Source organism: Brevundimonas sp. KH_025 (assembly GCF_057839885.1).
This window is the reverse complement of sequence record NZ_CM174501.1, coordinates 465,939-488,352: the sequence shown is the minus strand read 5'-3', so window position 1 is coordinate 488,352 and position 22,414 is coordinate 465,939. Positions and strand designations below refer to the sequence as shown.

19 protein-coding genes are annotated in these 22,414 nt (G+C 69.3%); 5 read left to right on the top strand and 14 right to left on the bottom strand.

The annotated features are described in order from the left end of the window. Nucleotides 1-121 precede the first annotated feature (121 nt). Together AC3IS2_RS02420 and AC3IS2_RS02415 are read right to left on the bottom strand one after the other, a co-directional pair. A complete protein-coding gene (locus tag AC3IS2_RS02420) occupies nucleotides 122-2,770 on the bottom strand; it encodes a TonB-dependent receptor domain-containing protein (protein ID WP_489199085.1) in 2,649 nt (882 codons plus the stop codon). Nucleotides 2,771-2,870: 100 nt separating this feature from the next. Further along, entirely contained in the window at nucleotides 2,871-4,361 is a 1,491-nt protein-coding gene (locus AC3IS2_RS02415) for a hypothetical protein (protein WP_489199084.1), read from the bottom strand. A gap of 302 nt (nucleotides 4,362-4,663) precedes the next feature. Here AC3IS2_RS02415 and AC3IS2_RS02410 point away from each other — a divergent pair, with 302 nt between their 5' ends. Further along, nucleotides 4,664-5,437, top strand: a complete 774-nt coding sequence (locus AC3IS2_RS02410; RefSeq protein ID WP_489199083.1) for a prepilin peptidase — start codon at nucleotides 4,664-4,666, stop codon at nucleotides 5,435-5,437. Between the two features lie 206 nt (nucleotides 5,438-5,643). On the opposite strand, the gene AC3IS2_RS02405 is transcribed toward AC3IS2_RS02410, so the two are convergent. After that, on the bottom strand, nucleotides 5,644-6,501 hold the full coding sequence (locus tag AC3IS2_RS02405; protein ID WP_489199082.1) for a hypothetical protein: 858 nt from the start codon (nucleotides 6,499-6,501) through the stop codon (nucleotides 5,644-5,646). Nucleotides 6,502-6,797: 296 nt separating this feature from the next. Here AC3IS2_RS02405 and AC3IS2_RS02400 point away from each other — a divergent pair, with 296 nt between their 5' ends. Continuing rightward, nucleotides 6,798-7,370 carry an OmpA family protein gene (locus tag AC3IS2_RS02400; RefSeq protein ID WP_489199081.1) on the top strand — a complete coding sequence of 191 codons (573 nt, stop codon included), beginning with the start codon at nucleotides 6,798-6,800 and terminating at the stop codon, nucleotides 7,368-7,370. Nucleotides 7,371-7,457: 87 nt separating this feature from the next. Here AC3IS2_RS02400 and AC3IS2_RS02395 read toward each other — a convergent pair whose 3' ends face one another. Further along, a complete protein-coding gene (locus AC3IS2_RS02395; protein ID WP_489199080.1) occupies nucleotides 7,458-9,077 on the bottom strand; it encodes an acyl-CoA dehydrogenase family protein in 1,620 nt (539 codons plus the stop codon). Between the two features lie 226 nt (nucleotides 9,078-9,303). Next, nucleotides 9,304-10,254 carry an oxygen-dependent tRNA uridine(34) hydroxylase TrhO gene (gene trhO, locus AC3IS2_RS02390; protein WP_489199079.1) on the bottom strand — a complete coding sequence of 317 codons (951 nt, stop codon included), beginning with the start codon at nucleotides 10,252-10,254 and terminating at the stop codon, nucleotides 9,304-9,306. A gap of 221 nt (nucleotides 10,255-10,475) precedes the next feature. Between trhO and AC3IS2_RS02385 the strand changes: the two genes are divergently transcribed. The 3 genes from AC3IS2_RS02385 to AC3IS2_RS02375 all read left to right on the top strand — a co-directional run bounded on the left by AC3IS2_RS02385 (nucleotide 10,476) and on the right by AC3IS2_RS02375 (nucleotide 15,352). Further along, nucleotides 10,476-12,155: an MFS transporter gene (locus tag AC3IS2_RS02385; protein ID WP_489199078.1), complete on the top strand. Its 1,680-nt coding sequence runs from the start codon at nucleotides 10,476-10,478 to the stop codon at nucleotides 12,153-12,155. Between the two features lie 2 nt (nucleotides 12,156-12,157). Then, the gene (locus tag AC3IS2_RS02380; RefSeq protein WP_489199077.1) at nucleotides 12,158-13,774 is read left to right on the top strand and encodes an alpha-amylase family glycosyl hydrolase; all 1,617 of its coding nucleotides are present in this window, start codon (nucleotides 12,158-12,160) and stop codon (nucleotides 13,772-13,774) included. A gap of 321 nt (nucleotides 13,775-14,095) precedes the next feature. Continuing rightward, nucleotides 14,096-15,352 carry a D-amino acid dehydrogenase gene (locus AC3IS2_RS02375; RefSeq protein WP_489199076.1) on the top strand — a complete coding sequence of 419 codons (1,257 nt, stop codon included), beginning with the start codon at nucleotides 14,096-14,098 and terminating at the stop codon, nucleotides 15,350-15,352. 28 nt (nucleotides 15,353-15,380) lie between these two features. Here the strand turns inward: AC3IS2_RS02375 and AC3IS2_RS02370 are convergent, their stop codons facing one another. From AC3IS2_RS02370 to AC3IS2_RS02330, 9 genes are read right to left on the bottom strand one after another with little or no spacing between them, the layout of a single operon-like run. Further along, nucleotides 15,381-15,836 (bottom strand): chemotaxis protein CheE, encoded by a 456-nt coding sequence (locus tag AC3IS2_RS02370; RefSeq protein ID WP_489199075.1) that lies wholly within the window; start codon nucleotides 15,834-15,836, stop codon nucleotides 15,381-15,383. A 10-nt stretch (nucleotides 15,837-15,846) separates the two neighbouring features. Next, the gene (locus AC3IS2_RS02365) at nucleotides 15,847-16,437 is read right to left on the bottom strand and encodes a response regulator (RefSeq protein ID WP_489199074.1); all 591 of its coding nucleotides are present in this window, start codon (nucleotides 16,435-16,437) and stop codon (nucleotides 15,847-15,849) included. A gap of 4 nt (nucleotides 16,438-16,441) precedes the next feature. Next, on the bottom strand, nucleotides 16,442-16,816 hold the full coding sequence (locus AC3IS2_RS02360) for a DUF8776 family protein (protein WP_489199073.1): 375 nt from the start codon (nucleotides 16,814-16,816) through the stop codon (nucleotides 16,442-16,444). Beyond that, complete coding sequence (locus AC3IS2_RS02355) at nucleotides 16,816-17,361, bottom strand: chemotaxis protein CheD (protein WP_489199072.1); 546 nt, start codon at nucleotides 17,359-17,361, stop codon at nucleotides 16,816-16,818. The genes AC3IS2_RS02360 and AC3IS2_RS02355 overlap by 1 nt, the downstream gene beginning before the upstream one ends. Continuing rightward, entirely contained in the window at nucleotides 17,358-17,747 is a 390-nt protein-coding gene (locus tag AC3IS2_RS02350) for a response regulator (protein WP_422676711.1), read from the bottom strand. Before AC3IS2_RS02350 ends, AC3IS2_RS02355 begins: the two co-directional genes overlap by 4 nt. A gap of 9 nt (nucleotides 17,748-17,756) precedes the next feature. Further along, nucleotides 17,757-18,812, bottom strand: a complete 1,056-nt coding sequence (locus AC3IS2_RS02345) for a protein-glutamate methylesterase/protein-glutamine glutaminase (RefSeq protein WP_489199071.1) — start codon at nucleotides 18,810-18,812, stop codon at nucleotides 17,757-17,759. Next, nucleotides 18,809-19,675 (bottom strand): CheR family methyltransferase, encoded by an 867-nt coding sequence (locus AC3IS2_RS02340; protein ID WP_489199070.1) that lies wholly within the window; start codon nucleotides 19,673-19,675, stop codon nucleotides 18,809-18,811. The genes AC3IS2_RS02345 and AC3IS2_RS02340 overlap by 4 nt, the downstream gene beginning before the upstream one ends. Beyond that, complete coding sequence (locus AC3IS2_RS02335; RefSeq protein ID WP_431565932.1) at nucleotides 19,672-20,145, bottom strand: chemotaxis protein CheW; 474 nt, start codon at nucleotides 20,143-20,145, stop codon at nucleotides 19,672-19,674. Before AC3IS2_RS02335 ends, AC3IS2_RS02340 begins: the two co-directional genes overlap by 4 nt. Nucleotides 20,146-20,150: 5 nt before the next feature. Beyond that, the gene (locus tag AC3IS2_RS02330) at nucleotides 20,151-22,409 is read right to left on the bottom strand and encodes a chemotaxis protein CheA (RefSeq protein ID WP_489199069.1); all 2,259 of its coding nucleotides are present in this window, start codon (nucleotides 22,407-22,409) and stop codon (nucleotides 20,151-20,153) included. Between the last annotated feature and the right edge of the window lie 5 nt (nucleotides 22,410-22,414).

Below are 22,414 nucleotides of genomic sequence, written 5' to 3'. Positions count from 1 at the left end.
CGACGCTCCGAACACCCCCGAAAACGGAGACCCCGGCTGCTTACTCCAGCAGCCGGGGTCGAAGCCTCACGCGGCGATGACGGCGGCGAGACGTTGTTGTGACAACGCCGCCGTATGCGGATCAGAAGGTCGTGGACAGGCTGAGCGAGAAGGTGGTGCCCAGCTTGTAGCCCTCGACCACGCCCTTGCCGCCGTTGGCGAAGGATTGGCTGCGCTCGTATTCCTCGCCCAGGATGTTCTCGACCTTGGCGCCGACGTCATAGTCGCGGCCGCCGACGGTGAAGGTCTGGCTGGCGACCAGATCCATCAGGATCGGCGGGGTCTCGATCACGTCGGGCAGACGGGTCGAGCCGGTGATGATGCCGGCGTCCGAAATCCGCTCGCCCTGATAGTTGACCAGCAGGGTGGCGCGGCGACGGGCGGTGGTGTTCTCGAAGCCGAGCTGCAGGTTGCCCAGCCATTCCGACTGGCCCTGCAGGGCGCGGGTATAGGCCGCGTCGGTGACTTCCGAATCCGACCAGGTGACGTTGGCGACGACGAAGACTTCGTTGTCGTGGAACCAGGTCAGGTTCGGGGCCCAGGCGTCCATCGGCAGGGTGTAGTCGATCTCGGCCTCGACGCCTTTCAGCGTGGCTTCCTGCGCGTTCTGGAACGAGCGGCCGAAGCCTTCGCCGATCGGCTGATAGGTGCGCTCGATCGGGTTGTCGAAGGACTTGTAGAACAGGCCGACGGTGGCCGACTGACGCTGGCCGAAATACCACTCCCAGCGCAGGTCGTAGTTCTGGATCTCGGCGATCTTCAGGTTCGGATTGCCGCGCTCCAGGGTGTTGGAGTCGTCGTCCAGGAACAGGGCGTTGGCCAGCTCGCGCAGGTCGGGACGGTTGATCGTCTTCGAGTAGCCGAAGCGCAGCTGCATGTTGTCGAAGAACTCCCAGGTCGCCGTCGCGGTCGGCAGCCAGAAGTCCTTCGCCAGGTCGGCGGCGATGGGATCGCCCGCGCCGGTCTCGCCCAGCGGGATGAAGCTGTTCACCTGCTGCTTGGAGTCCTCGTAGCGGACGCCGGCGGTGACGCGCAGGTCAGGGATCACCTCGACCTCGGCCGAGGCGTAGGCCGCGTTGATCTCCATCGTCGCGTCGAAGAAGTCCGACGGGTCGGTGATGTCGCGCAGGGTGTAGCCCGCATTGCCGCCGATGTTGTCCGGGCTGAAGATGATCTCGGGCACGTAGGCGCGCAGGGCCGGGCTGATGATCACGCCCGCCGCCGGCTGGAACGAGTAGCGGCGGCTGGCGAAGTCGCGCTCGCGCTCCTGATGCAGGCCGCCGGCCTTCAGGGTGATCTCGCGGTCGGCGATCAGGCCGTTCAGGGTGAAGTCGAGGCCGAACTCGGTGTTCTGGTCTTCCAGGGCGCTGAAGAAGGTGCGGTTGGAATCCGACCCGGGGGTCAGGCGGAAGACGTTGTCCGGCTCCAGACGATAGGAATATTCGCGGCGATAGGGCGTGTCGCGCGAGGCGGTCGAATAGGCGGCGCGCCAGTCGATCTGCAGCTGGTCCAGCGCCATCGGCAGCGGGAAGACGTGACGGCCCGACAGCTGGTTCGAGTTCATCTGCTGCTCGATCCAGTTCAGGCGCTGGAAGCTGCGGATCAGGCCGGGGTCGGCCGAGAACAGGCCGCGCTCGATCAGGGCCTGCTGGCGCGTCTTGCGCAGCAGCAGGGTGGTCAGCTTCAGCTCATGGTTCTCGTTGAACTCGACGCCGAAGGCGCCCAGGGCGTTCAGGGCGTATTCCTGTTCGGTGCGCTGGAAGCCGCAACCCGTGGCGTTGGACAGGCCGCCGGCGCTGGCGCAGGCCTCGGGGCTGATCTGGTCGTTGACGCCGCCGTTGACCTCGAAGGAGTTGCGCACGCCCTCGCGGTTGCGGACCTGATAGTCGTAGTCGAGAGCGACGAAGCCGCCCAGGCGGATGCCGTTCGACAGGTCGACGATCTCGGCGCCCGACAGGTTGAAGCCGAAGTCCGGCAGGTTGCTGTCGCCGTCGATCGACCAGATGTTGCGCAGCGAACGCCCCGCCGCCTGCAGCATGGCCGGATTGTTGGCGAAGGACTTCAGCGAGGGGTCGATGGCGATGAACTTGGGCAGGTTCAGGCTGTTGTCGGCGATGCCGATGTTCGACAGCTTGCCGCCCGCATCCCAGTAGAGCCCGTCCTTGCCCGTCGTTTCCGTCTCGGCGGCGATGGACGCGCCGAAGGACAGGAAGCGTTCATTGGGAATGGCGCGCGTCGACAGGGCGATCAGGCCGCCGCCGAACTCGCCCGGATACTGGGCCGAATAGGTCTTCTGGATCTGGGCGTTCGAGACCAGCGAGGTCGGGAACAGGTCCAGCGGCACGACGCGCTTCAGCGGCTCGGGGCTGGGCAGGGTCGAGCCGTCCAGGATGATGCTGGAGTAGCGATCGCCCAGGCCGCGCACATAGACATAGCCGTCGCCGACGATGGACAGGCCGGTGACGCGGGCCAGGGCCTCGCCGATCTCCGAGTCGCCCGAGCGCTTGATGTCTTCCTCGGTCAGGATGTTGGCGACCGCCGAGGTCTCGCGCTTCACGTCCGGCACGAAGCGGCCGCGCACGACGATGTCCTCGACCGTCGAGACGGCCTCGGGGTCCTGCGGCGTCGGGGCGGTCGGAGCGGCGGCGTCCTGGGCCCAGGCCAGGGCGGGGGCGGTCAGGACGGTGCTGGCGAGCAGGCCGGCGAGGCCGATCGTGCGGGTAGGCGTCATCTCAAGAAGTCCTTCGGTGCAAGCGCCGGAGAGAGAAGGAGGAAAGGCGAGACGGCGGACGGCCTTTCAGCCGCCCGCCGCTCAAGGGTCGATGCGACCCTTAGTCGTTCAGCCAGCGGGTCCAGTTCAGCGTCCAGTTGGAGGCCGAGTCACGGACGGCGCCGACGTAGGGGGCGTTGTCGAAGAAGGCGTCGACCGTGCGCGGATCGACCGAGGTCACGCCGTTCTCGTTGACGCCGTTGATGTAGGCCCGGCCGCCCGAGGTGTAGGACGACAGGGTCGAGGTTCCCGTGCGGCTGTTGGCGTCCTTGGTGAAGACGGCCTGGGCCTGGGTGCTGTGGAAGGGTGTCGCGACCGAGATGTAGAAGGAGCGCAGCGACAGGTTTCCGGCGTCCGCCTGGGCGTAGGTGGCGGCGTCGTCGATGCGCAGGCCGCGCTGGAAGGCGCCCGACACGACGTGGTTGTAGAGCTTGCCGGCGGTGCCGCGGCGCAGGCGCAGACCGGCGCCGGCCGTGGTGTTGCCCACCAGGGTCACGTTCGAGAGGGTCGGGGCCGAGCGCGGGGCGATGTCGTGACCCAGTTCGTTGTTGTCGGCCTCGAAGCCTGCGTCGCCGGCCGGCTGCAGCGGGTTCTGGGCGATGACCACGTGCTGGACCTTGCCGTTCCAGCCGAAGGTCCAGTCCAGGCTGTCGTCGTCGGCGCCCGTCAGCACCAGGTGCTTGGCGTTGACCGAACCGCCGAAGAACTCGACCGTGTCGTCGCCGCCGTTGTGGGCCTGGAGGTAGTCGACCGAGGTGCCCGAACCGACGCCCCAGAAGGCGACGGCGTTCAGTTCGTTGGTCTCGGTGAAGCGCACGCCGGCGTATTCGACGCGGACGTATTTCAGCGTGCCCGAGGTGTCGTTCGGCACATTGCCGCCGTACAGGCCCGAGCCGCCTTCGGCTTCGGCTTCACACACGGCCGGGGCGGCCGGGCAGTTGTTGATCACGCCGCGGCCCAGCAGCGACAGGCCGCCCCACTCGCCCGAATAGGGGTCGTCGCGGACGCCGGCGCCCAGCGGCGAACGGGCGTTGGCCAGACCCAGGGTCGTGGCGTAGCCGAGGGCGTCGGCGCTGGTCATGATGATGGGCTGGGCGGCGGTGCCGACAGCGTTGATGCGCGAACCGCGCTGGATCGCCAGCTGCGAGGTGCGGGTGCCGGCGTAGATCTTGACGCCCGGGTCGATCGACAGGACGGCGGTGACGCCGCCGGCCTTCTGGCCGTCGAAGCCGACGTCCTTGCCGACCTTGACCGTGCCGTTCAGCTGATAGGCCGGGCCGGCCGTCAGGGTCAGGTTGGTGGTGATCTCGCCCGAGATGCGGCAGTGCGCCTCGGTGCCGACCGTGACCTTGGTCACGTTCGGGTGGGTCGGGCAGGCGCCGGTCGAGCCGCTTCCGCCGCCGCCGCCCGGGTTGCCGCCGCCGCCCGTGCCCGGGTTGCCGCCGGTGTTGCCGGGGTTCTGCAGTTCAGAGGTGCCGTCGCCGCCGCAGGCGGCGAGGGCCAGGGCGCTGGCGGCGACCGCAAGCAGGGTTTTCGTCTTGAGAGCGGTCATCTTCTGCACCGTGTCTGAGCCAATGAGACATGCAGGGGGACGCCCGGACGGATTGTCCGGAACTGGATGATCGGCGCCCGCCTGCCCGGTCCCTCCCCTAGAAGCCGGATGTGACACCGCCGCCGCCGAACCACGACAAATCAGACGCCGTTCAGTGAAGCTGTGGCGCCGCTTGCGTGAAAAGCCGTCCCGATACGGCAGAGATTTCACATGGCGTCGATCAGCCGTTGACGATTCCGCCTCCCCCAAACCGCCCGAGGCCGCTAGGCAGGGGGCTGGACCACGCGCCGGGGAGGCGACCCATGTTGATCTATGCCGCCTTCCTGGGCGGCGTCGGCCTGATCGTCGGCAGCTTCCTGGGGCTGGTCAGCCTGCGCCTGCCGCGCGGCGAGGACGTGGTGTTCGGCCGCTCGCGCTGCGGCGGCTGCGGCAAGACGCTGGAGCCCTGGCGCATGGTCCCTGTGCTCAGTTGGGCCCTGTCGCGCGGGCGCTGCGCCGACTGCGGCGCGACCATTCCCATCCGCTACCCGCTGATCGAGCTGGGATCGGGCCTGATCGGGGTCTGGGCCGGGCTGCATTCCGCCGACTTCACCACCGCCCTGATGACCGGGGTGCTGGGCTGGAACCTGCTGATCATCGCCCTGGTCGACGCCGAGCATTTCTGGCTGCCGGACCAGCTGACCCTGCCCCTGCTCGTCAGCGGCCTGCTGACGGCGGTGCTGCTCTATCCCGGCGGACTGAGCGCGGCCTTCCCCTCGGCCCTGATCCCGCCGCTGATCAGCGCGGCGGTCGGCTTCGGCGGCCTATGGCTGCTGGCGTGGCTCTACAAGAGGGTGCGCGGGCGCGAGGGTCTGGGCGGCGGCGATCCCATCCTGTTCGGCGCAGGCGGCGCCTGGGTCGGCGTGGCGGGACTGCCCAGCGTCCTTTTGTGGGCCTCCGTCGCGGGGCTCAGCGTGGTGCTGGCCATGCTGGTCGTGCGGCGTCAGGTCTCGGCGACCGACCGCCTGCCGTTCGGCGTCTTCCTGTCCATCGGCGTCTGGCTGACCGTGCTCTACGGCCCTCTGGGCCTTGGCTGAGTCTCGAAAGGAAGCCAGCAGGCCGCAACATGCTCCCTTCCCCTCGAGAGGGAAGGGTCGGGGATGGGGTGAAGACACCACCCTTTCCGAACCTGGCGCGGGAGGCAGCGTCGAAGGTCTTCGCTCCCGCCTCTCATGATTCATGCGAAACCGCCGCGAAACCACCCCACCCAACCCTCCCCCTCGAGGGGAGGGCTTATGCCGAGTTAGTTCAGCAGGTCGGCCCAGCGCCACTGGCCGGTCCCCAGGGCCAGACGCGGCGCGCCGGGGCCGTCGCCCAGGGTCAGCAGGACATAGCCGCGCACCGTCTCGGTCTTGCAGGCGCGCGGGGTGAAGCCGACGGTGACGGCCACGGCCTGACGCACGCCCGCCAGCCCCTTGCCCTCCTGGCCGGGGCTCAGCACCCAGTCGCCGTTCCAGATCAGAATGGCCCGCCCGTTGGCGCCCGAGGTGCGATAGGCCTCGGTCAGGGCGGCGCGGACGCCCGGCGCGTCGCGCAGGGCGTTCTGCAGACGGCGCACCATGTCGCACGACCCGCCCGTGCCGGAGCCTGAGCCCCCGCCGCTGCCCGAGCCGCTGCCGGCCCCGGTTCCGCTGCCGGTTCCCGAGCCTGCGCCCGCCCCCGCTCCGCCGCCCGCCGTCAGGGCGCCGGCCAGGGCCGCGTCGCCCATGAAGACGTAGGAGACGCTGGGTTCGGGCGCGGTGATCGGCACGCTTTCGACCTTGGGCGAGCGCGGCGCCGGGCGGCTGGGCCGGGGCGACGGCCGCGTCGGCGCGGCGCGCTGGGCCTTGGCCGGCGTCTTGACCGGCGTCGGCGTGGGGACGGGCGCAGGGGCCGGCGTCGGGGCCGGCGCCGGCGAACCGCCGCCGCCTTCTTCGGGCGAGGGCGTCGGCGACGGCGGCGGGAGATCGACCAGGGTCACTTCGATCGCCTCGGCCTCGGGCGGATAGACCGGCGTCTTGGCCGGGGCCAGCAGGATGACGGCCAGGACCAGCAGGTGCGCGCCGATGCTGGCGGCCACGGTCAGCGCCCGCCGTCGCGTCTTCTGCGCCGCGCCGCTCAAGCGGCGGGATCCTTCAGCACAGCCCCTGACAAGATGAAATCGGAAAGCATGAACATCCCGGCGCGCGACCTCAGGATAAAGAAGCCGGCGCTTCGAAACCACCGCCTCGCGTCAGCATCATGGCGCCGCGCCTTGAATACGCGCAACCGATTAAAACCATCGATTTCTCATATTTTTCTATGGTTAAGCTGCAACCATGTCCGTCGTTGCGCGTCTTTGGAGCGCCGTTCCCTGCATCTGCGGGTGCAGCGTCGCGCATCCCCCGGAGTAGCGCCCCGGCACGAAGGAGACTCAACTTGATCAAACTGACATCTAAGGCGGTCGCGGCCAGCGCAGTGGTGGTGCTGGTAGGACTGACCGCAAGCGGGTGTGCAAGCCATCGCTTCGTGCGTGACAATGTTGCCGTGGTCGACAGCCGCGTCACTCAGGTCGATTCCCATCTGACCCAGGTCGAAGGCACCGCCGGCGAAGCCCTCGCCCGCGCCAACGCCGCGCACAAGCTGGCTGAAGGCAAGTTCCTCTTCGAAGTGGTCCTGTCGGACGACTCGGTGAAGTTCCCGGTCAACCGCGACGCCCTGTCGCCTGAGGCCGAACAGCGCCTGGCCGAACTGGTCCAGCGCCTCAAGAGCGAGAATCGCAACGTCTATCTGGAAATCCAGGGCCACACCGATGCGGCCGGCGACGAGCGCATGAACGAGCAACTCGGTCAGGCGCGCGCCGAAGCCGTGCGTCGCTTCCTCAGCAGCCAGGGCATCGCCCTGAACCGCATGGCGACCATCTCCTATGGCGAGACCAAGCCGGTCGCGCCGAACAACACCCGCGAAGGCCGGGCGCAGAATCGCCGCGTGGCGATCGTCGTCCTCAGCTGATCGGCGGCGGCGGTTCGCGCCTGCGAACCGCCGCCTGTTGTTTTCAGGCCGGGGCGGTTCGCACCCGCGAGCCGCCGCCTGTTGTTTTCAGGCGGGCGAGGCCCGTTCCAGGATCGCGCCCGTATCGATGTCGGCATCGAACGCGCCATAGGCCGCGCCGCGCGGCTCAAGACGCAGACGACAGAAGGCCCCGGCGACGGGGCTCTCGCCTGACAACAGGACCGCGGCCTGCGCCGCCAGCGCCAGCCGCTCGATCGACAGACGCGCCGCCGTCTCGGACGACGGGGCGAAGTCCAGCGCGTCCAGCCAGCGATCATAGACGGCGTCGCGCCCGCGCGCCGCCTCGAGGAAACCGCGCAGGGCCTCGACCGCCTCCGGCTCGCGCCCGACCGCGCGCAGCACATCCAGGGCGATGACGTTGCCCGAGCCTTCCCAGATGGCGTTCAGCGGCGACTGGCGGAACAGACGCGGCATCGGCCCCGTCTCGACGTATCCGGCCCCGCCCAGGCTCTCCATCGCCTCATAGATCATGCCGGGCGCGCGCTTGCAGACCTGGTATTTGGCCACGGGCGTCAGCAGCCGCCCGACCGGGTCGTCGCGGTCGAAAGTCCCGGCCAGATGCATCGACAGGGCCGTGGCCGCCTCGCTCTCAACCGCCAGATCGGCCAGGACCGCCGCCATCATCGGCTGGTCGATCAACCGCTTCTGGAAGGCGGTGCGGTGCTGGGCGTGCCATATGGCCTGGGCCAGGGCCCCGCGCATCTGCTGGGCCGAGCCGACGACGCAGTCCAGCCGCGTGTGCTGAACCATGCGGATGATGGTCGCCACGCCCCGGCCCTCTTCGCCCAGCCTCTGCGCCAGGGCGCCGTGATACTCGACCTCGGACGAGGCGTTGGAGCGGTCGCCCATCTTGTCCTTCAGCCGCACGACGCGGAAGCCGGCGTTGCGCGTCCCGTCCGGCAGCCAGCGCGGCAGCAGGAAGCAGGTCAGACCGCCCGGCGCCTGGGCCAAAGTCAGAAAGGCGTCCGACATGGGCGCCGAACAGAACCACTTGTGCCCGGTCAGGCGATACCAGCCGTCCTCGCCGGTCGGCTCGGCGCGGGTGGTGTTGGCGCGCACGTCCGACCCGCCCTGTTTCTCGGTCATGGCCATGCCGAGGGTCACGCCCGCCTTGTCGGTCGCGGGGCGGACGGCGGGGTCATAGCGGCCGCCTGTGATCTTCTCGATCCACGAAGCGCCCACGCCCGGATCGACCGCCAGGGCCGGAACCGAGGCGTAGGTCATGGTCATGGGACAGCTGGTCCCCGAATCCGCCTGCCCCGTCAGGAACAGGATGGCGGCGTGGGCGACGTGACCGTTGGCCGTTCCGTCCCAGGCGGCGGAGGCCAGCCCCGCCTCCAGCCCCAGGGCCATCAGCTGATGATAGGCCGGATGAAACGTCACCTCGTCGATGCGCCGGCCGTAGCGGTCGTGGGTGTCCAGCACCGGCGGCACGCGGTTGGCCTGCACGCCCCAATCGATGACCTCGGCCGAGCCGCAACGGGCGCCCAGGGCCGTCAGTCGCGCCTCGTGCTGGGCCCCGCCCGCGCGGCGCACGGCGTCCGCCAGCGCCCGGTCGCCGGTGAACAGGTTGACGTCCTCCAGCGGCGGCGGCTGGTTCGTCACCTCATGAGTGTCCAGATCGGCGACGGGACGAAAGGCGGACATGGCCAGCTCCGTTCTCAGAGAACGGACACCTAAACACAGTCGGCCGGACAACGCCTCATCAGCAAAAGCCCTCCCCCTCGAGGGGGGAGGGTTGGGTGGGGGTGGAGGCAGGCAGTTTCTCATTACCCCCTGGAGACGCCGCCTCGCCTAATGCGCTCCATCGGCAAGGGTGCGCCCTCACCCCCATCCCCGACCCTTCCCCCCTCGAGGGGGAAGGGAGGCTCGGTTAGCTTTCCGCCCGCTTCAGCGCCGCCCCGACATGCTCGATGCCCAGCCGCGCGGCGATCTCCATCTGCTTCTGCCGTTCGGCGTAGCCCTCGCGCTGCTCGTCGGTGCGCGCATCGTGGCACCGCTCGCAGCAGACGCCCTCGACATACAAGGGCGACAGACGCGCCTCGGGGCTGACCGGCATGCGGCAGCCGCGGCACAGGCTGTGGTCGCCCTCCTTCAGGCCATGACCGACCGCGACCCGCTCGTCGAAGACGAAGCAGTCGCCGCGCCACAGGCTTTCCGGCTCGGGGATGGTCTCGAGGTATTTCAGGATGCCGCCTTCCAGATGGAAGACCTGCTCGACGCCCTCATTCTTGAGGAAGGCGGTGGCCTTTTCGCAGCGGATGCCGCCGGTGCAGTACATGGCCACCTTGGGCGGATTGGGCCGGTCCAGCAGGGCGCGGCCATGCTCGCGGAACCAGTCGGGAAACTCGCGAAACGTCCGCGTGTTGGGCTGGATGGCGCCCGCAAACGTCCCGACCTCGACCTCGTAGTCGTTGCGGGTGTCGATGATCACCGTGTCGGGATCGGCGATCAGGGCGTTCCAGTCCTGCGGCGAAACATAGGCGCCCACGCCCTCGACCGGATCGATGTCGGTCACGCCCATGGTGACGATCTCGGCCTTCAGCCGCACCTTCATGCGGTGAAACGGCATGACCTCGGCGGTCGAGTATTTCAGCTCCAGCCGGTCGAAGCCCGGCAGGGCGCGGATGCCGTCCACCACGCGGGCGACGGCGGCGTCCGGCCCGGCGATGGTGCCGTTCAGCCCCTCGTGCGCCACCAGCAGCGTGCCGCGCACCTCGTCGCCGCACAGGTCCAGCAGCCGCGCCCGCACGGCCTCGAGGTCCTTGATGGACGCAAAGCGATAGAGGGCGGCGACACAGACGGGCGAGGCGGTTTCGGACATCAGGGAGACGGTCCCGGCGGCAAGGGAAAACTGGAAGCGGCCTCTATAGGGGCTGCGGTCGGGCGCGTCATCGTAGGCCTTTTCGGCGAAGTCATGGTGAAGCGGGCGAAAGTCGAGACCTCGGCTTGCCAAGCCGGCGCCAAAGGGGTGCAGTAGGCGTCAAACCGCAGTCACCGATCGGGCGTCGCCATCCTGATGTTCAGCCTCAGCCGGTCCGCTTCATGACCAGCCCAGACGCCGACAAGGACGTCTCAGGCCGCGTGCGCACCGGGGCGCTGGCCCCGCTGAACCATCCGGTCTTCCGCGCCGTCTGGATCACCAGCCTGGTGACCAATTTCGGCGGCCTGATCCAGTCGGTCGGCGCCGCCTGGATGATGTCCTCCATCGCCTCGGCCCAGATGGTGGCCCTGGTGCAGGCCTCCGTCACCCTGCCCATCATGCTGCTGTCGCTGGCGGCGGGGGCGCTGGCCGACACGGTGGACCGGCGCAAGATCATGCTGGCGGCCCAGAGCTTCATGCTGCTGGTTTCGGCGGGGCTGGCGGCCATGACCTATGTGGGCTGGATCACGCCCTGGGTGCTGCTCGGCTTCACCTTCCTGATCGGCTGCGGCACGGCCTTCAACGGCCCGGCGTGGCAGGCGTCGGTCGGCGACATGGTCCCGCGCGAGGATCTGGCCGGGGCCGTGACCCTGAACTCCATGGGCTTCAACCTGGCCCGCAGCGTCGGTCCGGCCATCGGCGGCATGATCGTGGCGGCGGCGGGCGCGGCGGCGGCCTTCGCCGTCAACGCCTTCAGCTATGTCGGCCTGCTGATCGTCCTGTTCCGCTGGAAGCCCGACCGACCCAAGCAGACCCTGCCGCGCGAGGGGCTGCTGGCGGCCATGGCGGGGGGCCTGCGCTACGCCTTCCTGTCGCCGCGGGTGACGGCGGTGCTGCTGCGCGCCGTGGTGTTCGGGATCGGAGCCAGCGCGGTTCAGGCCCTGATGCCTCTGGTGGCGCGCGAGGGCGGCGGCGGGCCTCTGGCCTTCGGCCTGCTGCTCGGGGCGTTCGGCGTCGGGGCCGTGGGGGGCGCCCTGTTCGTCGGCAAGCTGAGAGCGAAATACGAGACCGAGACCGTGGTGCGGGTCGCCACCCTGGGCTTCGCCGCCGCCGCCGCCGTCGTCGGCTACAGCCCCTGGCTGATCCTGACCTTGCCGGCCCTGATGATCGCGGGGGCGGGCTGGGTGCTGACCCTGTCCAGCTTCAACGTCACCGTGCAGATGTCGGTGCCGCGCTGGGTCGTGGCGCGGGCCCTGGCCCTCTATCAGATGGCGGCCTTCGGCGGCATGGCGGGCGGCAGCTGGCTGTGGGGCTCGCTGGCCCAGACGCAAGGCTTGGACACGGCCTTGGGCCTGTCGGCGGGGGTGCTGGTCCTGTGCGTCCTGATCGGCCTACGGGTCCCCCTGCCCTCGACCGCCAACCTGAACATGGATCTGCTGAAGCGCTGGACCGAGCCGCAGACGCAACTGCCGATCGAGCCGCGCAGCGGGCCGGTGATCGTCTCCATCGCCTATCGCATCCGGGAAGAAGACATCGACGACTTCCTGGCCGTCATGAACGAACGGCGCCGCGTCCGCCGCCGCGACGGCGCGCGCCAGTGGCGGCTGCTGCGCGACCTGGCCGAGCCGGACGTCTGGGTCGAGAAATACCAGACCGCGACCTGGCTGGACTATGTGCGCCACAACCAGCGCATCACCCAGGCCGACGCCGACATCTCGCAGCGGATCTACGCCCTGCATCAGGGGCCGGACAAGCCGGTGGTCCACCGCCTGATCGAACGCACCACCGCGTCCCTGGCCGCCAACCTGCACGGCGAACGCCACCACGGCGAACCGCTGACGGACCCCACGCGTTCGTCCTGAGCATGACCCCTTCGCCCGCGCCTCCTTCTGGTTCCGAACCGCATCGGGAATGGTGGCGGGGGGCGGTGATCTATCAGATCTATCCGCGCAGTTTCGCCGACACGAACAATGACGGGGTCGGCGACCTGAAGGGGATCACGGCGCATCTGGACCACGTGGCCTCGCTGGGCGTGGACGCGGTGTGGATCTCGCCCTTCTACCCCTCGCCGATGAAGGACTTCGGCTATGACGTGGCCGACTATTGCGACGTCGATCCCGTGTTCGGGACCCTGGCCGACTTCGACCGGCTGGTGGAAAAGGCTCACGGCCTTGGGCTGAAGATCATCCTTGATCAGGTCTGGTCGCACACCTCGGACCAGCACGCCTGGTTCAAGGCCAGCCGTCAGGACCGCACCAATCCTTACGCCGACTGGTACGTCTGGGCCGACGCCAGGGCCGATGGTTCGCCGCCGAACAATTGGCAGTCCGTCTTCGGCGGGCCGGGCTGGACCTGGGACGCGCGGCGCGGCCAGTATTATCAGCACAACTTCCTGCCCCAGCAGCCGCAGTTGAACGTCCGCCATCCAGCGGTGCAGGAGGCCCTGCTGGCCGTCGGCAAGTTCTGGCTGGATCGCGGGGTCGACGGCTTCCGCCTGGACGCCGTCAACTTCATGATCGGCGACCCGGCCTTGCGGGACAATCCGGCCTGGCCGCCCGGCGGCAAGCGCACCCGGCCCTTCGACTTTCAGGACAAGATCCACAACCAGTCGCACCCCGACATCCTGCCCTTCCTGGCGCGGGTGCGGGCGCTGACCGACAGTTACGGCGACCGCTTCACCGTGGCCGAGGTCGGCGGCGACCACGCGGCGCGCGAGATGAAGGCCTTCACCGCCGACCGCCGCCTGAACAGCGCCTATGGCTTCCTCTACCTCTACGCCGAGCGGCTGACGGCTGATCTGGTCAAGGCGGGCGCCGAGATGTGGCCGGGAGGTCCGGGCGAAGGCTGGCCGTCGTGGACCTTCTCCAACCACGATGCGCCGCGCGCCGCATCGCGCTGGGCCGAGGGGCGCGACGAGCGCCTACTGGCCGAGATGCTGCTGCTGCTGCTGGTGTCCTTGCGCGGCAATGTCTTCGTCTATTACGGCGAGGAGCTGGGCCTGCCCCAGGGCGAAGTGCCGTTCGAGCGGCTGGTCGATCCCGAGGCCGTCGCCAACTGGCCGCAGACCCTGGGCCGCGACGGCGCCCGTACGCCGATGCCGTGGACGGCGGACGCCCCCTTCGCCGGTTTCTCGAGCGTCGAGCCGTGGCTGCCGATCGACGCCCGCCACCCGGCGATGGCCGTGGACGTCCAGGACGCCGATCCGGCCTCGATGCTGAACGCGACGCGCCGCCTCCTGGCCCTGCGCCGCGCCCATCCGGCGCTGAGGCTGGGCGACATGGTCGTGCTGGCGACCGATCCCCTGCTGGTCTTCACCCGCGAGGGCGGCGGCGAGGCCCTGCTGGCGGTGTTCAACCTGGGGCACGAGGCGCAGGCGTGGACGGCGCCCGACGGCTATATCGTTATCGACGCCGTCTATAGCGGTGAGGCTGGAACTCTGCCCCCGCTGGGCGGGGTGCTGCTGCGCAAAGAGATGGGCTGAAGCCCCCTTCATCGCCCATCCCGGCGAAGGCCGGGATCCAGATTGTAAGGCGCGCGGCTGACAGCAGGTGACGCCATAGCGCCATTTGAAGCCAGCCCCCGGTCATATGATCTGGATCCCGGCCTTCGCCGGGATGAGCGGAACTAAGGGACGGGCATCGCGCCGCGTCGGCGAGAGATTTCCGCTCAAGTTTCATCCGGTCCAGGCCGAACCGTTTCAACAGAGCGACATGTTGCAACGCACACGCCCCGCATCCGGCTCGACAAACGGAAAAACTGGTCTAGGGAACGGGCGCGGGGAACTTCGCGTAAGGTCAAGACTATGAAGATCGCAGTCCTGGGCGCCGGCGTCATCGGCGTGACGACGGCTCACTATCTGGCCAAGGCGGGCCACGAGGTCACGGTGATCGACCGCCAGAGCGGCCCGGCGCTGGAGACCAGCTTCGCCAATGCGGGCGAGATTTCCCCCGGCTATTCCTCGCCCTGGGCCGCGCCTGGCATTCCGGCCAAGGCGGTCAAGTGGCTGTTCATGCGCCACGCCCCGCTGATCCTGCAGCCTCAAGTGAACGTCGCCACGGTGCGCTGGCTGCTGGCCCTGCTGCGCAACTGCACCTCGGCCCGCTATGCGCTGAACAAGGCGCGGATGGTGCGCCTGGCCGATTACAGCCAGGAGGTTCAGACCGCCCTGAACCTCGAACTGGGCCTGGACTACGACCACCGCACGCAGGGCACCCTGCAGCTGTTCCGCACGCAAAAGCAGCTGGACGGCATCTACAAGGACACCGAGGTCCTGCGCCAAGGCGGCGTGCCGTTCGAGGTGCTGGATCAGGACGGCTGCATCGCCGCCGAGCCGGGCCTGGCGGCCACGCGCGACCTGTTCGTCGGCGGCCTGCGCCTGCCCAAGGACGAGACCGGCGACTGCTTCAAATTCACCAACGCCCTGGGCGACGTGGCGGCGGGGCAAGGCGTGACCTTCCTCTACGACACCGCCATCAAGGCCTTGACGACCGACAAGGGCCGCATCTCGGGCGTCGAGACCAGCCGGGGCCGGATCACGGCCGACGCCTATGTCCTGGCCCTGGGCTCCTATTCGCCGCAGATGGTCAAGCCGCTGGGCATGACCCTGCCAGTCTATCCGGTGAAGGGCTATTCGATCACCGCCCCGATCGTGAACGAGCCGGCGGCCCCCGTCTCGACCATCATGGACGAGAGCTACAAGGTGGCCATCACCCGCCTGGGCGACCGCATCCGCGTCGGCGGCATGGCCGAGATCTCGGGCTACAACAACGTCCTGCCCGAGCCGCGCCGCAACACGCTGGAGCATTCGGTGGGGTCGCTGTTCCCCGGCGCGGGCGATCTGAAGGCGGCGACCTACTGGTCCGGCCTGCGTCCGATGACGCCGGATGGCACCCCGGTCGTCGGCGGGACCAAGTTCGACAACCTGTTCCTGAACACCGGCCACGGCACCCTGGGCTGGACCATGGCCTGCGGCTCGGCCCGCGTCATCGCCGACATCGTCAGCGGCCAGACCCCGGACATCGAGACGGCGGACCTGGGCATCGCCCGCTACGGGCGCTGAGGTCCTTCTCCCTCAAGGGGAGAAGGGTTTATTCCTGCCGCGTCTTGGCGGCGATGGAGCGCAGGCCCGTCAGCAGGGCGTCGCTGGTCGCGTCGGCCTTGCAGCCGCCGGTCAGGATCAGGCGCATGGCCTGGACGTGGACGCCGACCGTCGGCCAGCTCCAGACGCCGTTGGTCTGCATCCGGTCGGCCACGTCGCACAGGCTGTAGCCCGCCTCATACAGCGGCCCCGTGTCGAAGAAGCCCGCCGTGTCCAGCAGGGACGAGGCCAGCTTATAGACCTGCGGCTCCGTGCCCGGCGCGGCGGCGGCGGCGACCAGCTCCAGCTCGGTGATCGTGCCGGCGACGGTGATCATGACGTCGTCGCGGTGACGCTCCAGCCGTTCGTTGGCGCGGCGCTCGACGTCGGCAAGGGTGCGGCCGCCCGGCTGGGCCATCTGGCGCGCCAGACTGGTCTTGATCTTCAGGGTGCGGGCTTCGGTCACTTGGTACGGCTCACAGGGCGACCCTTTGGGGCTTCATCAGCATGTCGATGTCGGATTGATCCATATTGGCCTCGACGGCGACGCCGACGTGGGCGGACAGGTCGTCCCTGCGGCGCCCCGCCATGCCCAGCGGCGGGCCGAAGTTGCGCACGCGCCGGTCGGGGCCGACGTAGGTCTCGCACTCCACGAACTCGCGCTCATCGCCCGCCAGCCACAGGATGCGCTTCAGCAGCACCGCCGGCGTCAGGGGTTTGGTGACGACGAAGCTGACGCCGCAGTCGCGCCCCTCGCGCACCTTGGCCTGGGAGGCGTGGCCGGTCAGCAGGATGATCGGAATGAAGCGCAGCGGCGCGGGCGTCTCGCGCCGCAGCCAGCGGGCGAAGGCGTAGCTGTCCATCTCCGGATCGGCGCAGTCGATGACGATCAGGTCCACGGCGCGGTTCTGGATGACGCGCACGCCCTCGGTCGCCGAGCCGCACTTGATCTGCTCCTTGACGCCGAAGCCTTGAAAGACGGAGCTGAGCATATCCAGCGCCTGAGCGTTGTCGTCGATCAACAGGACCGTCGACTGCTCCAGATTGACCCGATCGTTGGCGCCCATGGGATCAGTCGAACAGCAGGAGGTCGCCGGCGGGCGCAGGCCGGATCGACGCGGCGGCGCGGCCGGCGACACGCTCGGGTGCGCCGCGCAGCGAGGTCTCGCGCAGGCGCTCCGCCATCTCGGCCAGAGGCAGGGCGGCCAGGGCCGTGTCCATCGGCTGGTCGTCGGCCAGGGCCTCGGCCAGGCCCGACAGGGCGTCGATCCGCTGGCTCAGCACGTCGAAGGCCTGGGTCCGCGTCAGAAACGCCAGGCGCTGCTCGGGCGGCGCCAGCTTCAGCAGTTCGGACACCAGCCCGGCCGCCTCGTCCACGCCGGCGCGGATGTCGGCCAACTCGGCCGCGACCGCCGTCAGCAGCCCTTTCGTATCGTAATCGCTCATCAGAACAGCTCCAGCGCGCCGGAATCGACGGGCGGCCGCGGCGGCGGCGCAGGACGCAGGGCGACCGCATCCGTGACCCCGCGCTGCAGCGCCCGACCCGTCACCGGCCAGTAATGCAATCGACGCCCCCCGGCGCCCCTGAGGCTGGCGCCGACGACGGGAATCCCTTCGTCAGCCAGAAAGCGCTCGGCGAAATCGGCGTTGGACGTGCCCACGTCCTTCAGCGAGTCGAACATCCGCCCGCCGCCGAACAGCTTGGCTTCCAGACGGTCGCGACGACCGCCCGCCTTCAGCACGTCGTTGATCAGCAGCTCCATCGCATAGGCGCCGTAGCGGCGCCCCGCGTCGGTGCCCGCCCCCGCCCCTTCGGGCAGAAGGAAGTGGTTCATGCCGCCGACCCCGGCCACCGGATCGCGCAGGCACATGGCGACGCAGCTGCCGAGCACGGTCGAGAGCACGACGTCGGGATCGGACGTCACCAGGTGCTCGCCCTGGCCGACATGGACGCGCCTTTCGGCCGTCAGCTGATCGCCGGCGCGGATCACGTCAGCGGACCGAACACGCCTTCCAGCTTCTCTTTCAGCTGGGCGGTGGTGAAGGGTTTGACCAGGTAGTTGTTGACGCCGAACTGCACCGCGCGCTGCACCAGTTCGCGGTCGGCGCGGCCGGTCAGCATGATGAAGGCGGTCTTGGAGGTGGGCGGGTGGGCGCGGATGGCGCGCAGCAGGCCGAGGCCGTCCAGGTTCGGCATGTTGAAGTCCGAAATGATCAGGTGGACGGGCTTGGTGATGGCCGAGCGCAGGCCGATCTCGCCGTCGGCGGCCTCGGAGATCTCGCGCACGCCGATCTGCTGCAGGCTGTTGCGGATCAGGGACCGCATGGTCAGTTGGTCGTCGACGACCAGAACGTTGAGGGCGGAAGCGGCGGGCATGGGGGATCCTTACGCAACAGGCTTTGAGGCGGCCGCACCGGCGGCGCACAGGTCGAGAATGGCGGGGGCGAGACGGGGCAGAGACAGCTGGCGCTCGACGGCGCCCAGCTCGAAGGCGGCGCGCGGCATGCCGTAGACAACGCAGGAGGACTCGTCCTGGCCCAGGGTCCGGGCGCCGGCCTGGCGCATGGCCAGCAGGCCCTTGGCCCCGTCCTTGCCCATCCCCGTCAGGATCACCCCGGTCATGGGGCGGCCCAGACGGGCGACCGAGTTGAACAGGACATCGACCGAGGGGCGATGGCCATTGACCGGATCGGCGGCGACCAGGCGGCAACGGCTGCCCGACACCTCCAGATGGGTCTCGCCGCCCGGGGCGATATAGATGTGGCCGGGCATCAGGGGCGCGCCGTCCACGGCTTCGGTGACGGTCGCGCCGGACGCCTTGTCCAGGCGAGCGGCGAAGCTCCGGGTGAAGGTGGCGGGCATGTGCTGCGTCACCACCGTCGCCGGGCAGTTGGCCGGGAAGGCCGACAGGATGTTCAGCAGGGCCTCGACCCCGCCGGTCGAGGCGCCGATGGCCAGAATATGGTTCGGGTCGGCGCGATAGGCGCCGTCGACAGCCCTCGCTGCGCGCGTCTCCAGCGGGCGAACGCGCGACCGGGCGGCGATCTTCACCTTGTCGGCCAGATCGGCGAAGGCTTCCTGGGCCGGGACGCCGGGCGCGGGCTTGGCCACGGCGTCCACCGCCCCGACCTCCAGCGCCGCCAGGGTCACGTCGGTCCCCGCCTGGGTCAGGGTCGAGACCATGACCACCGGCATGGGCCGCAGCCGCATGATCTTCTCGAGGAATTCCAGCCCGTTCATATTGGGCATCTCGACGTCCAGGGTGATGACGTCGGGGTTCAGCTCCTTGATCGCGGCGCGGGCCTCCAGCGGATCGGCGGCCGTGCCGACCACGGCGATCTCTGGGTCGCGGCGCAGGACGGCGCTGATCAGGCTGCGCATGGTGGCGCTGTCGTCGACGATCAGGACGCGCACAGGAGAAGTGTGGGCGGGATGGCTCATGCCCGACCTCCCAGCTTGTAGGCGGTCAGGCCGCAGGTCTGCAGCTGGCTCGTCGCCGGGCCGCTGACGCGCTCGGAGTGGCCGATGTAGAGGGTGGCGCCGGGGGCCATCATCGGGGTGAAGCGGCTCCAGACCATCTCCTGGGTCGCGTCGTCGAAATAGATGACGACGTTGCGGCAGAAGATGACGTCGAACTTGCCGCGCATCGGCCAGTCGCCGATCAGGTTCAGTTCGCGGAACGAGACCAGGCGGCGCAGGGTCGCGTCGGCGCTGAACTGGCCGGGGCTGCCCGCGACGGGCGTGAAATGCTTGCGGCCCGAGGCCGGGACCGGCGACAGCAGTTCGTCGGAATAGATCCCCGCCGCGCCCTCGGCGACCATGTTGGGGTCGATGTCGGTGGCCAGGATGCGCACGTCCAGATCCGCCGCTTCGGGCAGGACGTCCAGCACGGTCAGGGCCATGGAATAGGGCTCCTGTCCGTTGGAACAGGCCGCCGACCACAGGCGCACCCGGCCGCCGGCCCGCGCCCGCGCCGCCAGTTCCGGCATGACCTGGTCACGCAGGTGATCGAAGTGGTGCGGCTCGCGATAGAAGCGGGTGACGTTGGTGGTCAGGGCCGCGGTCATGGCCTGACGCTCGTCGACGCCCTCCACGCCCTCGATCAGGGCGCAGTAGTCGCGGAAGCTGCGCAGCCCCAGCACGCGCAGCCGCTTGGCCAGGCGTGAATAGACGAGCGCGGCCTTGCCCTCGCTCAGGGCGATGCCGGCGTGGGCGTGCAGGGTCTGGGCGATGTGGCGGAAATCCTCGGCGGTGAAGACGAATTCGCCTTCCACCAGGGACGTGCGCCCGGCGGCGGTGGTCATGCGGCTTCGGCTTCGCTTTCGGCCGGCAGGACGTGGTTGAGGTCGATCAGGCTGATCATGCGGCCGCCCTCGACGGCGAAGATGCCCTGGACGAAGGTCTTCACATGGTCGCTGGCGACATCGGGCGTCGGCTGGATGGTCGAGTCCGTCAGCTGCACGATGTCCGACACCGCATCGACCAGCAGGCCGACCAGGCGGTTGCCGATGTGGGCCACCATGATGACGTGGCGGGCGGTCGGCTCGGCCGTGGCCAGGCCGAAGCGGGCGCCCAGATCGATGATCGGCAGGACGATGCCGCGCAGGTTGATCACGCCCTTCATATAGGACGGCGAGCGCGGCAGGGGCGTCGCCGGGGTCCAGCCGCGGATCTCGCGGACGTTCATGATGTCGACGCAGAATTCCTGCTCGCCGATGCGGAAGGCGATCAGTTCGCGGTCGGCGCCGGCGACATTGGAGGTGACTTCGGTCATGGGTCTCAGCTCGCCATCTTCAGTTCAGGACGATTGGATTTGCGGCGCCCGGCGATGACCAGGGCGTCGATGTCGAGGATCAGGGCGACGCTGCCGTCGCCCAGGATGGTCGCGGCGGAAACGCCGTCGACGTGGCGGTAGTTGGTCTCGAGGCTCTTGATCACCACCTGGCGCTGGCCGTTGATGGCGTCGACCAGCAGGGCGGCGCGCGAGCCGGCCTCGGTCTCGACGATCATGACCACGCCGCCCATCAGGGCCGTCGCCTCGTCGCGGAAGCCCATGACGCGGCCCACGTCGACCAGAGGCACGAACTCCTCGCGGAAGCGGATCACGGCGTCATGGCCGCCGACGTGGTGGATGTCTTCGACGCTCGGGGTCAGGCTCTCGACGATAGCCGAGAGCGGCGCGACCAGGGTCTGTTCGGCGGCGCCCACAACCATGCCGTCCAGCACGGCCAGCGTCAGCGGCAGGCTGAGGGTGAAGGTCGAACCCTTGCCCGGAACCGAGCTGATCGAGATCCGACCGCCCAGGGCCTGGATCGAGCGCTTGACCACGTCCATGCCGACGCCGCGGCCCGAGACGTCCGTGATGGTCTCGGCGGTCGAGAAGCCGGGCAGGAAGATCAGATTGTCGACCTCGTCGTCGGTCAGGACGGCGTCCTCGGCGATCAGGCCGCGATCGACGGCGATGCCGCGCACGCGGGGGCGGTTGATGCCTTTGCCGTCGTCGGCGATCTCGATGACGATGCGGCCCGAACGGTGCAGGGCGGCCAGACGGACGGTCCCTTCGGCAGGCTTGCCGGCGGCCTCGCGCTCTTCCGGGCTTTCCAGCCCGTGGTCGATGGCGTTGCGCAGCATATGGGTGATCGGCTCGGCCAGGCGCTCGACCACGGTCTTGTCGACCTCGGTGTCCTCGCCGGACGTGACCAGACGCACGCGCTTGCCGGTCATTTCGGCGACTTCGCGGACCAGACGCGGCATGCGCTGGAACACCGACTTCACCGGCTGGGCGCGGATGGCCATGACGCTGTCCTGGATGTCGCGCGTCAGCAGTTCCAGATCTTCCAGACCCAGGGCGATGTCGGACGAGCGGGCCAGGCCGCTCTCCATCACCCGCTGGGCCAGCATGGCCTGCTGGATGACCAGTTCGCCGACCACGTTGATCAGGCGATCGACCCGATCCAGATCGACGCGGATCGTCACCGGAGCGACGGCGGCGGGAGCCGAAGGCGCCGCGGCGGGCGCCGGAGCCGCGGGCGCGACCGGCTTGGGCGCGGCGGCGACGGGGGCGACGGGGGCAGGCGCCGCGACGGGGGCGGGCGCCTCGACCGGCGCAGCGGCCCGGGCCAGCAGGGCGGCGATGTCGAATTCAGGCTCGCCGGGAGCCGCGTCCAGCACCGGCAGCGGCGGCAGCGCCGTCTCGGCGGGCGCAGCCTCGCCGGCCAGGGCGGTGATGCTCAGGTCGCAGTCCATCTCGACGAAATCGAAGACGTCGCGCACGTCGGCCTCGGCCGCGTCGCCGGTCAGGTCGATGGTCCAGATCAGATGGGCGTCCTCGGCGTCCAGGGCGTCCAGCGACGGCAGGCCGCTGGCGTCCAGCTGGACCGAGGTCTGCCCCAGACGGGTCAGTTCGCGCAGCAGCAGGCTGACGTCGTTGGCGCTGGCGTAGAGGCGCGGATGCGGACGGAAGACGATGCGCCAGCCGGCGGCGGCCGACGGCGTCAGATCGGGCAGATCGAGCGGCGGCAGATCCAGCGACGGCAGCGCGGCCGGCCCGCCGAAGTCGGCCAGATCCAGGGTCAGGGGCGTAAAGCCGAAATCGTCCTCGTCGGCGGCGGCTGCGGCCGGCGCCGGGGCGGCCGAGGCGGCGACGCCGTGGGTCAGGACTTCCAGCTCGGCCACCAGGCCGGCAGAACGCGCGGCGTCCACCGGCGCGCCGGTCCCTTGAGCGGCGGCGATATGGTCGGCCAGGACGTCAGAGGCGCGCAGCAGGGTCTTGACCGTGACGTCGTCGCATTCCTTACGACCCGAGCGCAGCTCGTCCATCAGGGTCTCGAAGACGTGGGCGAAGCGGACCAGATCCTCCAGACCGAAGGCCCCTGCCCCGCCCTTGACCGAGTGGACAGCGCGGAAGACGGCGTTGATCGTCTCGATGTCGCCCTCGCCGGTTTCCAGCGCCAGCAGATTGGCTTCCAGGTCGCCCAGCAGTTCGCTGCACTCCTGGAAGAAGGTGACCTTGATGGCCTCGAACGGATCATCGCTCATCTTGG

Coding starts and splice junctions, on each gene's coding strand:
- AC3IS2_RS02420 (WP_489199085.1), bottom strand. CDS start 2,770: ATGACGCCTACCCGCACGATCGGCCTCGCCGGCCTGCTCGCCAGCACC.
- AC3IS2_RS02415 (WP_489199084.1), bottom strand. CDS start 4,361: ATGACCGCTCTCAAGACGAAAACCCTGCTTGCGGTCGCCGCCAGCGCC.
- AC3IS2_RS02410 (WP_489199083.1), top strand. CDS start 4,664: ATGTTGATCTATGCCGCCTTCCTGGGCGGCGTCGGCCTGATCGTCGGC.
- AC3IS2_RS02395 (WP_489199080.1), bottom strand. CDS start 9,077: ATGTCCGCCTTTCGTCCCGTCGCCGATCTGGACACTCATGAGGTGACG.
- trhO (WP_489199079.1), bottom strand. CDS start 10,254: ATGTCCGAAACCGCCTCGCCCGTCTGTGTCGCCGCCCTCTATCGCTTT.
- AC3IS2_RS02385 (WP_489199078.1), top strand. CDS start 10,476: ATGACCAGCCCAGACGCCGACAAGGACGTCTCAGGCCGCGTGCGCACC.
- AC3IS2_RS02380 (WP_489199077.1), top strand. CDS start 12,158: ATGACCCCTTCGCCCGCGCCTCCTTCTGGTTCCGAACCGCATCGGGAA.
- AC3IS2_RS02375 (WP_489199076.1), top strand. CDS start 14,096: ATGAAGATCGCAGTCCTGGGCGCCGGCGTCATCGGCGTGACGACGGCT.
- AC3IS2_RS02365 (WP_489199074.1), bottom strand. CDS start 16,437: ATGGGCGCCAACGATCGGGTCAATCTGGAGCAGTCGACGGTCCTGTTG.
- AC3IS2_RS02360 (WP_489199073.1), bottom strand. CDS start 16,816: ATGAGCGATTACGATACGAAAGGGCTGCTGACGGCGGTCGCGGCCGAG.
- AC3IS2_RS02350 (WP_422676711.1), bottom strand. CDS start 17,747: ATGCCCGCCGCTTCCGCCCTCAACGTTCTGGTCGTCGACGACCAACTG.
- AC3IS2_RS02345 (WP_489199071.1), bottom strand. CDS start 18,812: ATGAGCCATCCCGCCCACACTTCTCCTGTGCGCGTCCTGATCGTCGAC.
- AC3IS2_RS02340 (WP_489199070.1), bottom strand. CDS start 19,675: ATGACCACCGCCGCCGGGCGCACGTCCCTGGTGGAAGGCGAATTCGTC.
- AC3IS2_RS02335 (WP_431565932.1), bottom strand. CDS start 20,145: ATGACCGAAGTCACCTCCAATGTCGCCGGCGCCGACCGCGAACTGATC.
- AC3IS2_RS02330 (WP_489199069.1), bottom strand. CDS start 22,409: ATGAGCGATGATCCGTTCGAGGCCATCAAGGTCACCTTCTTCCAGGAG.